General features: G+C 63.0%; 16 protein-coding genes. 7 read left to right on the top strand and 9 right to left on the bottom strand.

The features are described 5' to 3' along the window. Positions 1–52: 52 nt before the first annotated feature. The 3 genes from bla (at position 53) to JQ609_RS28130 (ending at position 1,827) form a co-directional block, all read left to right on the top strand. Positions 53–949, top strand: a complete 897-nt coding sequence (gene bla, locus JQ609_RS28140; RefSeq protein ID WP_212276110.1) for a class A beta-lactamase — start codon at positions 53–55, stop codon at positions 947–949. A 7-nt stretch (positions 950–956) separates the two neighbouring features. After that, the gene (locus JQ609_RS28135) at positions 957–1,394 is read left to right on the top strand and encodes a hypothetical protein (protein WP_212276109.1); all 438 of its coding nucleotides are present in this window, start codon (positions 957–959) and stop codon (positions 1,392–1,394) included. A gap of 220 nt (positions 1,395–1,614) precedes the next feature. Beyond that, positions 1,615–1,827, top strand: coding sequence for a hypothetical protein (locus JQ609_RS28130; RefSeq protein WP_212276108.1), 213 nt, complete (start codon positions 1,615–1,617; stop codon positions 1,825–1,827). 23 nt (positions 1,828–1,850) lie between these two features. On the opposite strand, the gene JQ609_RS28125 is transcribed toward JQ609_RS28130, so the two are convergent. From JQ609_RS28125 to JQ609_RS28100, 6 genes are all read right to left on the bottom strand, one after another. Continuing rightward, positions 1,851–2,636, bottom strand: a complete 786-nt coding sequence (locus JQ609_RS28125) for an ABC transporter permease (protein ID WP_212276107.1) — start codon at positions 2,634–2,636, stop codon at positions 1,851–1,853. After that, a complete protein-coding gene (locus tag JQ609_RS28120; protein ID WP_212276141.1) occupies positions 2,633–3,445 on the bottom strand; it encodes an ABC transporter permease in 813 nt (270 codons plus the stop codon). The genes JQ609_RS28125 and JQ609_RS28120 overlap by 4 nt, the downstream gene beginning before the upstream one ends. 124 nt (positions 3,446–3,569) lie before the next feature. Continuing rightward, positions 3,570–4,631 (bottom strand): ABC transporter substrate-binding protein, encoded by a 1,062-nt coding sequence (locus tag JQ609_RS28115; protein WP_212276106.1) that lies wholly within the window; start codon positions 4,629–4,631, stop codon positions 3,570–3,572. A gap of 38 nt (positions 4,632–4,669) precedes the next feature. Then, on the bottom strand, positions 4,670–5,977 hold the full coding sequence (locus JQ609_RS28110) for an FAD-binding oxidoreductase (RefSeq protein ID WP_212276105.1): 1,308 nt from the start codon (positions 5,975–5,977) through the stop codon (positions 4,670–4,672). 13 nt (positions 5,978–5,990) lie between these two features. Then, positions 5,991–6,689, bottom strand: coding sequence for an HAD family hydrolase (locus JQ609_RS28105; RefSeq protein ID WP_212205723.1), 699 nt, complete (start codon positions 6,687–6,689; stop codon positions 5,991–5,993). A gap of 44 nt (positions 6,690–6,733) precedes the next feature. Beyond that, entirely contained in the window at positions 6,734–7,816 is a 1,083-nt protein-coding gene (locus tag JQ609_RS28100) for an ABC transporter ATP-binding protein (RefSeq protein ID WP_212276104.1), read from the bottom strand. 256 nt (positions 7,817–8,072) lie between these two features. Here JQ609_RS28100 and JQ609_RS28095 point away from each other — a divergent pair, with 256 nt between their 5' ends. Beyond that, positions 8,073–9,020: a LysR family transcriptional regulator gene (locus JQ609_RS28095; RefSeq protein WP_212276103.1), complete on the top strand. Its 948-nt coding sequence runs from the start codon at positions 8,073–8,075 to the stop codon at positions 9,018–9,020. A gap of 12 nt (positions 9,021–9,032) precedes the next feature. Here the strand turns inward: JQ609_RS28095 and JQ609_RS28090 are convergent, their stop codons facing one another. Further along, positions 9,033–9,581: a cupin domain-containing protein gene (locus JQ609_RS28090; RefSeq protein WP_212205729.1), complete on the bottom strand. Its 549-nt coding sequence runs from the start codon at positions 9,579–9,581 to the stop codon at positions 9,033–9,035. Between the two features lie 161 nt (positions 9,582–9,742). Here JQ609_RS28090 and JQ609_RS28085 point away from each other — a divergent pair, with 161 nt between their 5' ends. The 3 genes from JQ609_RS28085 to JQ609_RS28075 all read left to right on the top strand — a co-directional run bounded on the left by JQ609_RS28085 (position 9,743) and on the right by JQ609_RS28075 (position 13,529). Continuing rightward, complete coding sequence (locus tag JQ609_RS28085) at positions 9,743–11,071, top strand: aspartate aminotransferase family protein (protein ID WP_212205731.1); 1,329 nt, start codon at positions 9,743–9,745, stop codon at positions 11,069–11,071. 71 nt (positions 11,072–11,142) lie between these two features. Beyond that, the gene (locus tag JQ609_RS28080; protein ID WP_212276102.1) at positions 11,143–12,408 is read left to right on the top strand and encodes a D-amino acid dehydrogenase; all 1,266 of its coding nucleotides are present in this window, start codon (positions 11,143–11,145) and stop codon (positions 12,406–12,408) included. Positions 12,409–12,695: 287 nt separating this feature from the next. Then, positions 12,696–13,529 carry a Crp/Fnr family transcriptional regulator gene (locus JQ609_RS28075; RefSeq protein ID WP_212276140.1) on the top strand — a complete coding sequence of 278 codons (834 nt, stop codon included), beginning with the start codon at positions 12,696–12,698 and terminating at the stop codon, positions 13,527–13,529. On the opposite strand, the gene JQ609_RS28070 is transcribed toward JQ609_RS28075, so the two are convergent. After that, complete coding sequence (locus JQ609_RS28070) at positions 13,504–13,746, bottom strand: hypothetical protein (protein ID WP_212205742.1); 243 nt, start codon at positions 13,744–13,746, stop codon at positions 13,504–13,506. The two genes, JQ609_RS28075 and JQ609_RS28070, sit on opposite strands and share 26 nt — an antisense overlap. 117 nt (positions 13,747–13,863) lie before the next feature. Continuing rightward, positions 13,864–14,334: a phasin gene (locus JQ609_RS28065; protein ID WP_249119017.1), complete on the bottom strand. Its 471-nt coding sequence runs from the start codon at positions 14,332–14,334 to the stop codon at positions 13,864–13,866. Between the last annotated feature and the right edge of the window lie 496 nt (positions 14,335–14,830).

Raw genomic sequence — 14,830 nt, 5'->3', positions numbered from 1 at the left:
CAAGACAGGGCCTTCTGGGCAAGTTCCTGCCCGCAACCCGGAGGGATTCGAAATGATCAGCAGGAGACAGTTTCACCTTGGCTTCGGCGCAGCACTGATAGCCGCTGATCTGGGCGGCTTACCAAAAGCGGCACGCGCAGCGGCCGCGGATCAACGACTGATCGCCGAGATCAAGCGTCTGGAGAGCGAGAGCGGTGGCCGGCTCGGTGTTTGTGTGCTGGAAACGGCAACCGGTGCGCGTCATGTCCACCGGGGCGACGAGCGTTTCCCGATGTGCAGCACCTTCAAGGCGCTGGCGGCCGCGGCGGTGCTGGCGCGGGTGGATGCCGGGAAGGAGCAATTGACGCGGCGCATAACCTTCGACGCATCCGCAATCGTGGTGTACTCACCGGTGACCGAAAAGCACGTCGGGGGCGACGGCATGACGCTCGCTGAAATCTGCGACGCGGCGATGACACGGAGCGACAACACGGCCGGCAACCTGCTGCTCGCCAGCATCGGCGGACCTCCGGGGCTGACGGCCTTCGCGCGCGGGCTCGGCGATCAGGTCACGCGGCTGGACCGGGACGAACCTTCGCTCAACCAGGCGCTGCCCGACGATCCCCGCGATACCACGACACCGAATGCGATGGCCTCGAATTTCGAGAAACTTGTCCTTGGGACCGGGGCGCTATCGGCTGCGTCGCGCGAGCAACTGACGGCATGGCTGGTTGCCAACAAGACCGGCGAAACACGATTGCGCGCAGGGTTTGCGAAAGGCTGGCGTGTCGGCGACAAGACCGGCGCCGGCGACCACGGCACGAACAATGACGTTGCTGTGGTGTGGCCTCCCGACGGCGCCCCTATCATCGTCGCGGCCTATCTGACAGGCGCCAACGTTCCCAGCGCGCAGCAAAACGCCACCATCGCCTCGATCGCGCGCGCAGTTGCGACGATGAGATCGGGCTAGGTGCGGAATGCCGGCAAATCTCTCCGCGAAAACGACCGGCGCACTATCGATAGCCGTCGTCGCCATATGCCTTGTGATGCCGAGTTCGGTTCCATCGCTTGCGTCGGACCGGATGTTCACCAAGCGGCCCGCGTTCTCGGAGGCGGACCAGCCCGTGCGGATGGCAGCCGAGTGCAGAGAGGTGAGGCCGATGTCGGATGGCATTCCGGACCTCGACTACCGGATCGATCTTTCCGTAGCCGGCAGTCTCACGGCGGTAAAGACAGATGGAGTGTTGTGGTATCTCGTGCTGTGTTCTCCGCCCGATGTCCGGATTATGTGCGTGACCTACCAGTCCAATGGCATGGAGACCGGTGACAGGATTATCGTGAGGGGCGGATACCGACGGCGCGATGCCGATCACATCCTCCTGGATCCTTGTTTGGCAACAAGGCCGGAGCCTTGATCTCGTCCCTCAGTGAATCTGCCATGGCGCTGACGGCAACGGGGCCCAGTGCAGCGTATCGTTCGGAACAGGAGGACCGTGCCGCTTTGGTACAATTCCCCCGGCGCGCTGCGAAGCGGTAGAGAAAGCGTGAACGCTGTCTGTGATTCAGTTCACATCCGCGCTGCGGGCCTCACGCTAAGGGACACGTGGGGTGGGCTTCTACTAACGGAGGTTTGCCATGAACCGTTTGATGCTTTCTGGATTCATTGCAGTCGCCATTCTTGCCGCCGCGATCACCATGCTGCCCTCGCATTCGCTATGGGGCCATCGCGCCACCGGGACAACCGGTCTGGCGTCATCGCCGCAACATTCCTCGACCGCCGCGAACAAACTCCCGATCGAGGAGTTCGAGGATATGTCGATGGTATTCTCGCACCCGCCGAAACGCTGACGGCGACGGCCGACCTCACGCAGTCAGCCGCTCTTCTTCTGCCGGGTGCTGGCGATCAGCACCAGCAGGAACGAGGCTGCGGTCATCAGCGTGCTGATCGCGGCTATCGTCGGATCGATCTCGTCGCGCAGCGCGGTGAACATCCGTTTTGTCAGCGGCTGGTATTGGCCGCCTGATATGAACAGGCCGACCACCGTCTCGTCCATCGCCGAGATGAAGGCGAAGATCGCGCCGGTCAGCACGCTCGCCTTGATCTGCGGCAGCGTGACCGCGAAGAAACTGCGCAATCGGTTCATGCCGAGGCTGCGCGCCACCATCTCTTGCGCCGGATCGAAACTCTGCAGGCCCGCGACCACTGAGGTGATGACGTAGGGCAGGCCGAGCATGACGTTGGCGAGCACCAGTCCCGACATCGTCGCCACCAGGCCAACTTTGGCATAGACAAAGAAAATGCCGACCGCCGTGATGATGATCGGCACCACCAGTGGCAGCATCAGCATCATGTGGACAATGCGCATGATGCGCATTTTCGAATTGCTGATGGCGTAGGCCGCGGCGACGCCGAGCGGCGTTGCAATCAGGACGGTGAGGGCGGCAACAGCAAACGTGACGCGGGTCGCCTGCATCCAGGCCGCATTGCCGATATACTCCTCATACCAGCGCAGCGACAGCGATGGCGGCGGGAAGGTCAGGAAGCGGGTGCTCGAAAACGACATCGGCACGATGATCAGCACCGGCAGGATCAGGTACAGCAGCACCAGTGCGCAGAACACGACGAAGACGATGCGGGGGAGCGAGAACGTCTTCATTTTTGCCCCAGGATGCGGTCGAGCGGGATGAACCGGCCGACGATGAGGAAAATGACGAGAACGCTGACCAGCAGCACCACGCCGACGGCGCTTGCGGCGCCCCATTGGTCGTAGAGCTCGACGTTGCGGCTGACCAGCAGCGACACCATCACGGTGCGGCCGCCGCCGAGCAGTTCCGGCGTGATGTAGAAACCGAGGCACAGCACGAACACCAGCGTGGTGCCGGCGAGCACGCCGGGCAGCGACAGCGGCAGGAAGATCCGCCAGAATGTATGCGACGGACTGCCGCCGAGGCTGGCGCCCGCCTGCATCAAATCGTGCGGGATCTTCTGCATGGTGGCGTAGAGCGGCAGCACCATGAACGGCAGCAGGATATGCACGGTGGCCACGACGGTGCCGAACGTGTTGTGCACCAGCGCCAGCGGCTCGTCGATAATCCCGAGATATTGCAGGAACTGATTGACCACCCCGGTGCGCTGCAGCAGCGCCAGCCAGGCATAGGCGCGCACCAGGACGCTGGTCCAGAACGGCAGGATCACCAGCGCGAGAATCAATACGCTCCATCCCTTCGGCACCACGCTCGCGGCATAGGCGATGGGATAGCCGAGCAGCAGCGCCAGCACGGTTACCAGCAGGCTGATCTGGAAGGTCAGCGAGAAGCTGCGCCAGTAGATGGCTTCGCTGAAGATGCGGCGGTAGTTCTCCAGCGTGAAGCCGTCATGATAGATCGACTGCCAGGCGAGCCAGCCTACCGGGAGTACGATCAAGAGCAGGATCACCAGCAGCGCCGGCGACGCCAATGCCAGCATCAGGCCCTGTTCGCGGCGATGGTGGCGCAACGAGAGGTCTGGTGTGGAATGGATCAATGCGGTTTTCCTGTCATGGCCGGATGGCTGGAGCGGGGTGCCGAACCCCGCTCCGGATCATTTTCGCCTATTTCTGCACGAACGAGACCCAGCGCTTCTCGGCGGCTTCGCCGTCCGGCGACGCCCACCACGCATAGGACATCAGCGCCTGCTTCTTGGCATTGTCAGGCGCGCTCGGCAGCTGCGCGACGCGCTCCGGCTTGACCACGCCGGTATCGAACGCCTTCGGGTTCGCCGGGCCGTAATCGATGTGCAGCGGCAGATTGGCCTGATGCACGGGATCGACGGCCTCGTTGAGGAACTTGACCGCGGTCGCCAGATTCGGCGCGCCCTTGAGGATGCACAGCGAGGTGCTCTGCAGGATGCCCTGATTATAGGTATAGGCGACCTTGGCGCCTTCCTTGGTCAGCGCGCTGACGCGGCCGTTCCAGGCCATCACCATGTCGACCTCGCCGTCGTTCAGAAGCTGGGCGGATTGCGCGCCTGAGGTCCACCACACCGTGATGTTGGGCTTGATCTCCTCGAGCTTCTTGAAGGCGCGGTCGACGTCGAGCGGATAGAGCTTGTCGGGTGCGACGCCGTCGGCCATCAGCGCTGCTTCCAGCGTCGCAATGGGGTGGTTGCGCAGCGCGCGGCGGCCGGGGAATTTCTTCACGTCCCAGAAGTCGGCCCAGCTATTGGGCGCAGCTCCATCAGGATATTTCTTCTGGCTGTAGGCCAGCACGCTCGAATAGAACTCGTACGCCACGGAATAGGCGTTGCGATAGGCTTCCGGCATCGCGGCCGCGTTGGGGATCTTCGAGAAATCGAGTTTTTCGATCAGTCCCTGTTCGCCGCCGCGCAGGCAATAACCGGTCGGCACGTCAACCACGTCCCAGATCGGCTTGCCGCTTGCGACCTGCGATTTGATCACCGGCCAGGCATCGGGAATGCTGTCCTGGTTGATGGTGATGCCGAGCTTCTTGGCCGAGGGATCGAGGATCGCAACCGTCTGCGCCTTCTGATAGGCGCCGCCCTGCGACACGAAGGTGATCTGCTCGGCGGCGTTGGCCGCAATGCTGGTTGACGCCAAAAGCCCGAGCGCTGCGCCGAACAGCGCGCGTAGTCCTGTGTTGGATGCAACTGCCATCTTCCGTTCCCTCCTGTTATGACCGGACATAGTCTTTGCTATTGCCCGATCGCGTCCAAAAACTGGTACCAACCGGCCACCATTCGGACGGCCGGTTCACGCAGCGGATAAAATGGAATGACCTTGAGGCGGCTGGCATCGAGCAGGCCGACCTCAGGCTGTTCGCCGCGCACAAAGGCCGCGAGATAGCGGCCCATCAGGCTCGACATCGCGACCCCGGCGCCGTTGTAGCCCATCGAGAACAGGGTGTGGTCGTCGAGCCGGCCGATATGCGGCATCGAATCCAGCGTCATGCCGACGAGGCCCGACCATTTGAATGCCAGCGGCGTGTCGTTCAGTTCCGGGAAGATGCCGACCATGGCCTTGCGCAGCGCGTCGAACGCAGCTTCCGAATCCTGTTTGCCGAAGGCGCCGCGGCCGCCGAAGATCACGCGATCGTCGACCATGCGGAACCAGCGCATCATCCGCTTGGTCTCGGTATAGGTTCGCCCTGATGGCATCAGGCTGCCGGCAAGGTTATGCGGCAACCGGTCTGTGGCGATGATGGCGCTGCGGAACGGCACCAAAGTGTGCTGCATGTGGCGCGTCGCGTCGGTCAGGTCGGAATAGCTGTTGGTGGCGATGATGACTTGCCGCGCGCGCACCGCGCCTTCGGGTGTTTCGACAATGGAAAGCCCGTTCTCGCGCCGTATCCGCAGCGCCGGGCTTTCCTGATAGATCGCGACACCGCGCGCCGCGATCCCTTCGGCGAGGCCATGCAGATAATTCAGCGGATGGATGCCGCCGGAACCCGGATTGAGCACGCCGCCGACGAACGCCGTTGAGCCGGTTTCCTCGCGCACTTCATGGGCGTCGAGGATCCGGACCTCCGCATCGCCCATCTCCCGCTTCATCCATTCGGCTTCGTCGATCGCAGCTTTGAGTGTCGCGTGGTTGTGCGCGGCCTTGACCTGTCCGGTCCGCGTCAGCCGCGCGGCGGTGATGCCGAATTCCGAAACCAGTTCCTCGACGATCTCGGTCGATTCATACGCGATCTCGTGCATGCGCTTGGCCATCGCGCGGCCGTGGGCCGCATCGATGCCGCGGAACGATTGCCGGAATTTTGCGGTGATGACGCCGCCATTGCGTCCGCTGGCGCCCCAGCCGGGACGGTTGGCCTCCAGCACAACAGGCACGAGGCCGCTTTTGGCGATGTGATGCGCGGCGGAGAGCCCGGTATAGCCGGCGCCGATGATCACGACGTCAGCCTGAACCTCGCCCGACAGCACAGGAAAGGTCCGCAACGGCGTCGCCGTGCTCGCCCACAGCGAGTTCGCCGATGCCATTGGGGTCCAGACCTCAGCCATCGCCGCGTGCCCCTCAGTGCCCGACCGCCGCGTCGGCGAAGGCTTTCATGGTGGCGAAATGAAAATCGGGTTTTGTCAGAACGGGCACTTCGGGCGTGCCGCCGAATCCCGCCATGCCCTGGCGGCGCTCGATCCAGCACACTTTATAGCCGAGTTTTCGCGCGATCCCGATGTCGTGGTGCTGGCTCTGCGCGACATGCAGGATGTCGGACTGCTTGTAGCCGAAGGCCGATTGCCGGCCTTTGTTGTAGGCGAAGAATTCCGGGTTCGGCTTGGCGACGCCGGTCTCGTCGGCGCAGACGGTGTCATCGAAGGGGTCGCCGAGCGCGTGGGCGTAGCAGGACAGCGCGACACGATCGGCATTGGTCATCGCCACCAGCCGGAATTTGGTACGCAGGCGCTTCAGCGCCTCGACCGAATCCGAAAACGGCTGCCAGCGCAGCACCGCGAGCTGGAAGGAATCGCAGGCCGCATCGTCAGCGGGGAGGCCGAGTTCCTTGGCGAGATAGCGGTAGACGTCGAACATCACTTCGCTGGAGCGCTCCGGATGCGCATCGCGCCCGCGCTTGTAGGAGGCAAAGATCTTGTCGTCGCTGAGTTCAGCGGCGCTCCTTCCGGATATCTTGCGGACGGCGTCGAGCACGCCGGTTTCGAAGTCGATCAGGGTGCCGACGACATCGAAAGTGAGAACCTTGAAATTGCTGAACGACATGGGCGTTTCTTCTCTGGTGTTGGGACTGCGTTGCTGGTGGACGTTCATTCCGCGGCCTTCGGTACGATGATGGTGTCCTCCGGATGGAGGGTCACGGTGAGGGGGCCGCCGACCGGCGGGATGCGGCGATAGGCTTCGTGATGGCTGGGCTGGCGCAGGCTGAGCGCGGTGCCGTCGGGCAGGGCGATGAAAATGCGCAGGCTTTCGCCCTGGTAGACGACGTCGGTGACGGTGCCGGTGAGGCGGTTGAGCGCGGCGTCATCAACGCCGTCGGCGATCAGGAGCTTTTCACTGTGCACCGCCAGCATCAGCGCATCGCCATTCGGGATCGCCCTCGCGCTGCGCAGGGTGGAGGGACCGAGCGCAACGCTGCCGGCATCGATGCGGCGGACCGGCAGCAGGCTGGCCTCGCCGATGAAACTGGCGACAAAGGAATCCGCCGGATGATCGTGCAGCCGCGCGGGCTGGTCGATCTGGATCAGGCGGCCATCCCTGAGAATGGCAACGCGGTCGCTCATGGTCAGCGCTTCGCGCTGGTCGTGGGTGACGTAGATGATGGTGGCGCCGATGCGCTTGTGGAGCTGGCGCAGCTCGATCTGCATCGATTCCCGCAACTGCTTGTCGAGCGCGGAAAGGGGCTCGTCCATCAGGATCAAACGCGGCTCGAAGATCATCGCGCGTGCCAGCGCCACACGCTGGCGCTGGCCGCCGGAGAGCTGCGCCACGCCGCGTTCCTCGTAACCGGCGAGGCCGACCATGGCGAGCGCGCCGCGGACTTTCGCCGGCCAATCGGCCTTCGGCAGCCGCCGCGCGCGCAGCGGGAAGGCGACGTTCTCGCCGACGCTCATATGCGGAAACAGCGCGTAGTTCTGGAACACGACGCCGATGTTGCGCTTGTGCGGCGGCTCCAGCGTGACGTCGCGCTCGCCGAAATGGATCGAACCTGAAGTCGGCTGGATGAAGCCGCCGAGCAGGCCCAGGAGCGTGGTCTTGCCGGATCCGGATGGCCCGAGCAGCGAGACGAATTCGCGCGGCGCGACGCTCAGCGTGACATTGTCGAGCGCCACGACAGCACCATAGTGCTTGCTCGCGGATTTGATTTCGACGCTTTCGCCACCGCTGCCCAATGAACGACCTTCCTGTTGCGCTTCGCCGCTGGCCGCATGAATGCGGCTTCCCGGCGCCCCTGCCGCAAGGCCAAGGGGGTTGAACTGGCATGATCTCAATTTATAGGCGGACGCTTCCCGCGCGACAGGGGCAATCTCCCCCAGCGGTTTGCTCGGAATGCTCCGCTTCCCGGCAAGCCTCCTTGATCGGCAAGGCAATCAAAAATAGGGCGGCCGGGCAATTGCCAAATTATCACTTGCGTCATAATCTGAGGTTATGCCTGAGCTTCGCCGGATGCTGCCCTCCAGCAATGCGCTGTTCGTCTTCGACGCCGCCGCGCGCAACGGTAGCTTCACGGCGGCCGCGGCCGAGTTGAACGTGACCCAGCCGGCGGTGAGCCGCATGCTGGGACGTTTCGAGGATTATCTCGGGGTCCGCCTGTTCGACCGTAGCGCCGGGGGCGCGACCCTGACGGAAGAGGGCGAACTGCTCTATCGGCGCGTCAACGACGGTTTTCGCAGCATCGAGAGCGGCCTGGTCGAGATCGAGCGCCGGCGCCGGGGCACCGAAACCGTCACGCTGTCGGTCTCCTCGGCTTTCACCAACCATTGGCTGATGCCGCGTATCGACAAGCTGCAGCGCGCGTTTCCGAACGTCGACCTCCGGTTCCAGCTGATCTCGGGCTCGCTGCGCGGCGCTGTCGAGAACGTCGATGTCGGCATGCGGTTTCGCGACCAGGACGATCCCGAGACCAACGGGGCGCTTGTGATGAAGGAAGTCATGCTGCCGATCTGCAGCCCCGGCTACCGCGACACCAATGTTGCGCGCAAGGCTGCCGCAGGGCGCACCATCATCAAGCTGGCCGACACGCCGGAAGACTGGGTGCGGCAATATCCGGGCGCGCTCACCGGCGCATCCGGTCCCGCCAAGGCGCTGAGTTTTTCGGATTACGCGGTCGTGGTGCAGGCGGCGCTGCTCGGGCAGGGCGTGACGCTCGGCTGGATCACGGTCGTCGCGCATTGGCTGTTGACCGGCGCGCTGGTGCCGGCGTCCGCGAAACTCGTCAGCACGCGCCGGGTCTGCGAACTCGTCACGCCGCGCAACCGGCCGATCCGCCCCGTTGCTGTCGAGATCAGGGACTGGATCATTGCGCAAATGCGCAGCGACATCGTCGCGATCGACAAGCTCTACCCGCGCCTGAAACTGATGGCGGCGAGCTATTGATGCTGCCCGCCCTCAGAATGTCGGCGGCGTGCAGGCGCTGATCACTTCGCACGGCTTGGCGCCGACGCAGCGAAACCGGTGCGGCCGGCGGCTCTCGAAATAATAGGCGTCGCCTGGCCCGAGGATGCGCCGTTCGCTATCGACCGTCACTTCGAGCCGGCCCGAGAGAACGATGCCGCCTTCCTCGCCGTCGTGCACCAATGGAATGCGTCCGGTGTCGCCGCCGGGCTCGTAGCGCTCTTTCAGGATCTGCAAGCTCCGGCCGAACAGATTGTCGCCGACCTGGCGAAAGGAAATCTTGCCCTTGCCGATCTCGCTCAATTCGTCGGCGCGGTAAAACGCCTTGCGCGGCTGGTCAGGCTCCAGCGCGAAGAATTCAGCCATCCCCATCGGTATGCCGTCGAGGATGCGCTTGAGCGCGCCGACCGACGGGTTCATCTGGTTGGATTCAATCAGCGAGATCGTCGAGTTGGTCACCCCCGAACGCTTGGCGAGTTCACGTTGCGATATCTTGTTGCGGGCGCGGACGAAGCGTAACCGTTCGCCGACATCTATGCTCATCGCAGCCTCAAAGGGTGGTTTGGGGTGTTGAGTGTGTTGCGGATCGAACGAATAATACCCAACGCCCCCAGCAAATTCAATGGCTTGGATGGTATCAGAAAAGGACTTGCTGCACATCATCAACATGATGTCGGGTAGGGAAACCGCACAGGAGCCCACCCATGACGATTCACCAGATTCCCAACACCGTGAAGCTCGAATCGTTCTGGATGCCGTTCACGGCCAACCGTCAGTTCAAGGCCGAGCCGCGGCTGTTCGCCTCCGCCTCGGGCATGCATTACACCACCATCGACGGCCGCAAGGTGATCGACGGTTCGGCGGGCCTCTGGTGCGTCAACGCCGGCCACGGCCGCAAGGAAATCGCAGCTGCCGTCGAGCGCCAGCTGATGAACCTCGATTTCGCGCCCTCGTTCAATATGGGCCATCCCTTGGCGTTCGACTTCGCCGAGCGCCTCGCCGAGATCGCGCCGACCGGGCTCGATCGAATCTTTTTTACCAATTCAGGCTCTGAATCGGTCGATACCGCGCTGAAGATCGCGCTGGCCTATCAGCGCGCCGCCGGCCAGCCGACGCGTACGCGCCTGATCGGCCGCGAGCGCGGCTACCACGGCGTCGGTTTCGGCGGCATGTCGGTCGGCGGCATGGTGAACAACCGCCGCGCGTTCGCGACCCATCTGCCGGGTGTCGACCATATCAGCCACACCCACGATCTCGCCCGCAACGCCTTCGCCAAGGGCCAGCCCGAGCACGGCGCCGAACTTGCCGACGATGTCGAGCGGCTGGTGGCGCTCCATGGCGCCGAGACCATCGCCGCCGTCATCGTCGAGCCGGTACCTGGCTCGACCGCAGTTTTGCCGCCGCCGAAGAACTACCTGCAGCGGCTGCGCACCCTGTGCGACAAGCACGGCATCCTGCTGATCTTCGACGAAGTCATCACCGGCTTCGGCCGCCTCGGCACCCCGTTCGCCGCCAACTATTTCGGCGTCACGCCTGATATGATGACGACCGCCAAGGGCATCACCAACGGCACCGTTCCCTGCGGCGCGGTGTTCGCCAGCCGCAAGATTCACGACACGCTGATGACGGGGCCGCAGGCCCAGATCGAGCTGTTCCACGGCTACACCTATTCGGCGCATCCGGTGGCCTGCGCGGCCGGTATCGCAACGCTCGACATCTACAAGGACGAGGGGCTGCTGACGCGCGGCGCCTCGATGGCCGATTACTGGCAAGAGGGTCTGCATTCGCTCAAGGGCCTGCCGAACATGATCGACATCCGCAATGTCGGCCTGATGGGCGCCATCGAAGTCGCGCCGCGCAAGGACGCGCCGGGCGCGCGCGGCTATGATCTGATGGTCGATTGCTTCAACAACGGCCTCTATCTGCGCCAGAGCGGCGACTCCCTTGCGGTGTCACCGCCTTTGATCGTCGAGAAGAGCCACATCGACGAAATGGTGTCGATCCTCGGCGACGCGATCAAGCGCGTGGCCTGATCCTTGCTCCAACTGCGGCATCGACTATCGTGCGGTGATCGAACGATGCCGCGGCAGAAGCGTGAGGGATCGTGAAAGTTTTGATTCTCGGCAGTGGCGTCATCGGCGTCACGTCAGCCTATTATCTCGCCAAAGCCGGCCATGAGGTCACGGTCGTCGACCGTCAGCCGCATCCCGCGCTTGAAACCAGCTTTGCCAATGCAGGCGAGGTCTCGCCCGGCTATTCCTCGCCATGGGCGGGGCCGGGCGTGCCGGTCAAGGCGATCAAATGGCTCCTGATGCGGCATGGCCCGCTGGTGATCTGGCCCAAGCTCGATCCTGTCATGTGGATCTGGGGCCTGAAGATGCTGCGCAATTGCACCGAAGAGCGGTACGCCATCAACAAGCGCCGGATGATCCCGATCGCCGAATACAGCCGCGACTGCCTGCGCGCGCTGCGCGCCGAGATCGGCATCAAATATGACGAGCGTAGCCTCGGCACGCTGCAACTGTTCCGTAAGCAGAAGCAACTCGACAGCACCGGTGGCGATATCGCGGTGCTCAAGCAATACGGCGTTCCCTACGAGGTGCTGGATCGCAACGGCTGCATCGGTGCGGAGCCGGCGCTGTCGGCCGTCAAGGACAAGTTTGTCGGTGGCTTGCGGCTGCCGCAGGACGAGACCGGCGACTGCCACATGTTCACGCAGGCGCTCGCCGTGGAGGCCGCAAAGCTCGGCGTGCAGTTCAAATTCAACACCACCATCGAGCGGCTGGTCGCCGACGGCGGCAGGATCACCGGCGTCGTCACCAGCGCAGGCTTGTTGCAGGCCGACACCTATGTCGCCGCCCTCGGAAGCTGGTCGACGCGGATGCTCAAACCGCTCGGTGTTTCCGTCCCGGTCTATCCCGTCAAAGGCTATTCGATCACGGTGCCGGTGGTCGATGCCGACGGTGCGCCGGTGTCGACCGTGATGGACGAGAGCTACAAGGTCGCGGTCACGCGGCTGGGAGACCGCATCCGCGTCGGCGGCACCGCGGAGATTTCAGGCTATTCCAATAAGCTCGACGCGGCGCGGCGGGCGACGCTCGATCACTCGCTGACCGATCTGTTCCCGCGCGGCGGCGACATCGGCAAGGCAACCTTCTGGAGCGGCCTGCGGCCGATGACCCCCGACGGTCCGCCGGTGATCGGCCCGACGCGCTACGCTAACCTGCATCTCAACACCGGCCACGGCACGCTCGGCTGGACCATGGCGTGCGGTTCGGGGAGGGTGCTCGCGGACATGCTCTCGGGCCGCAAGCCGGATATCGATGTGAAGGAGCTGGCGCTCACGAGATACGATCACCGGTTTGGGTGAGGGGACGGTGCTCTTCGCCGTCATTGCGTCCATGCCTCCGCCAACCGCGCTATGGATTGCTTCGTTTGGCTCGCAATGACGACAGGAAAAGCCGCCCTTAGCGCGTAGCCCGCACATGCGGGGGCCGTGTGGGAAAATGGAGATATCGGTCTGCGCATTCGGGTTACTGGAACCTTATGTGGCACAGCAGGTTCTGGTAACCTAGGCCCAATCTGCTACTTGCGCAGGCTGGTGCCAGGAGTAGTCTGCGCAGAGACGCGGTCCGTCGAGGGAGGAGTTTTCCCGTGATGGAGCCCACTACCAGGGTAGGTAATCGACTGTTAGCCGCGTTGCCGGCGGCAGATTTTGATTTGCTCGCGCCCTACCTCCGCAAAGTGTCGTCTGAGCGTGACGTCGTGCTGCTTCGATCGGGGGACCAGGTTGAACAGATCTATTTCCCCCTCAGCGGGACGATCGCGTTCATCATGGACATGCCAAACGGACAAACGGTGGCAACCGCGCTCGTCGGGAATGAGGGCGCCGTGGGCATCCTGTCCGCACTGGGACCTACCCGCTCTCCGATCACCGCGGTCGTCCGGGTGGCCGGAACCTCGTTGCAAATTTCTCCGGCAAGATTTCAGGCGGCGCTCAGCCGCAGCGGCGCGATCAGAGACGCGGTCCAGATCTACACCAGGGTGCTATTGGCGCAATTGCAGCATGTGGCCGCCTGCAACGCACTGCACTCGGTCGAGGCCCGCCTGGCCCGGTGGTTGCTCCACATCCACGATCGGGTCGACGGTGATTTCCTGCCGCTGACGCAGGAGGCGCTTGCGGAGTTGCTTGGCGTACGTCGAACGACTGTGACGCACGTCGTGCAGAAGCTCCGGAAGTCGCATGCCATCCGATCCAATCAGCGGGGCTTGATCGAGATTGACAGACCGCGGCTCGAAGCTGCGGCATGCGAGTGCTACGAGGTCATGCGCCGCAGAATCGATAGCATCGTTTCGCCTGAAGGAATGGAGCCTCGCATCCCGCCGGTACACAAGATCGTCCGCGCGCCAGATCCGCTTTTGGCCAAGGTGGATGTCGCCCAGCGGCACCCGCGAACGCATGGGACTAGCCCGCGGCCAAGAGGCCATTGATGTCAGCCACCTCGCATGGCTCGTACACCAAGGCTTCCTTGACCCAGGCATCCTTGACCCAGGCATCCTTGGCGAACCATTCGTGATTGGCTTTGCACAGTGAGCAGAAGGTGCGCGCGAAGAACACCACGCTGCATCGAAATTTTTCGCGATCCGCTTTGATGCCCGTCGGGATCTCGCGTCCCGTTTGAGGGCACTTGATCATGATGATACCCATCTTGTTTCTCCCTTGGCTGTTGTGTCGCAGCAACGTGTCCGTTCGCCGTCGGCTGGGCGCACCCCTTCTCAGCGGAGGCGCTTGTTCCAGCCGATCCGGCGGCCTGGGAAGTTCGTCTTAGGAGGCTTTCTGCAGGACCCTGGTGAGGCGCTTTTTGATCGGCTCGGCCGTTTCGGTCGCGACTTTCTGTGCGAGCTGCCAAAGTTCCTTGTTCTGCGTGGACGTGGCTTCGAAGTTCTTGCGGCTCTGCGTGGCTGACAACTGCACGATTTCCGAGAGCGACTTCGTGTCCATGAGTTTGGAGAGAAAATCGAAAGCGGAGTTGGTGTTGGCGCCCGCGATCTCGATCACCTTGATCCCGCAATCTGCGGTGGTCCTGGCGTGGGTCGAATAGGTTTCGCTGAGAATGTCGACTATCTCCCCCGAGGCAGCCTGTAACTTCTCGTAGCTTTCCTTTGTCCGCGACATGCTCTGCTCGGCGATCCCGCGGAAAATTCCCGGCATCGTGAAAAGCGAGCCGTCAAAGTTTTTCTTTTCGTTCGTTTCGACCTTCGCATTCGGCGTATCGGTGTTCGCTTCGGCTTTCATAGTGGTATTTTTCACGTGTTTTCATCCTTTCAAACGGAACGGTCGTCAACAGCAATCGGATTTGCGTTTGGAGCTTCGAGGCGGCTTCCCGAAGGTGCTGCGGCGGATGTCCGCCTCGCGCCTGCCTGATCAAGATATGACTGACTAACGCCGGGGCTTCCGTTCGCTTTCTGACTCTCACGCCGGATTTTTCGATCGTCGGATATTTGCGGGCTGCGGGCTTAAAGCCGTCCATCCCGTCATTGCGACTCGGTGGCTCGCAATGACAGCGGGGTGCGACAAAACAACCCGACGGGCAAATCAGTTCTGATTTACGGAAGTCGTGTCAAGTATAAAATTTCTGTAAATCAAAAATATTTCTCTTTCCATCTGACCCAAATCAGTGCGCATCTATCGCCATCCCGTCCCACTCAGAGGGACGTCGGCCGTCGTCACGACGAGGGGCGGGTCGCGGTGGACGCTGAGGTTGCGATTGACGGTCGCGGCTGAAGCGTAC

It is taken from the genome of Bradyrhizobium sp. AUGA SZCCT0169 (assembly GCF_018130085.1).
Classification (GTDB): Bacteria; Pseudomonadota; Alphaproteobacteria; order Rhizobiales; family Xanthobacteraceae; genus Bradyrhizobium.
This window is presented reverse-complemented; position numbering and strand designations above follow the sequence as displayed.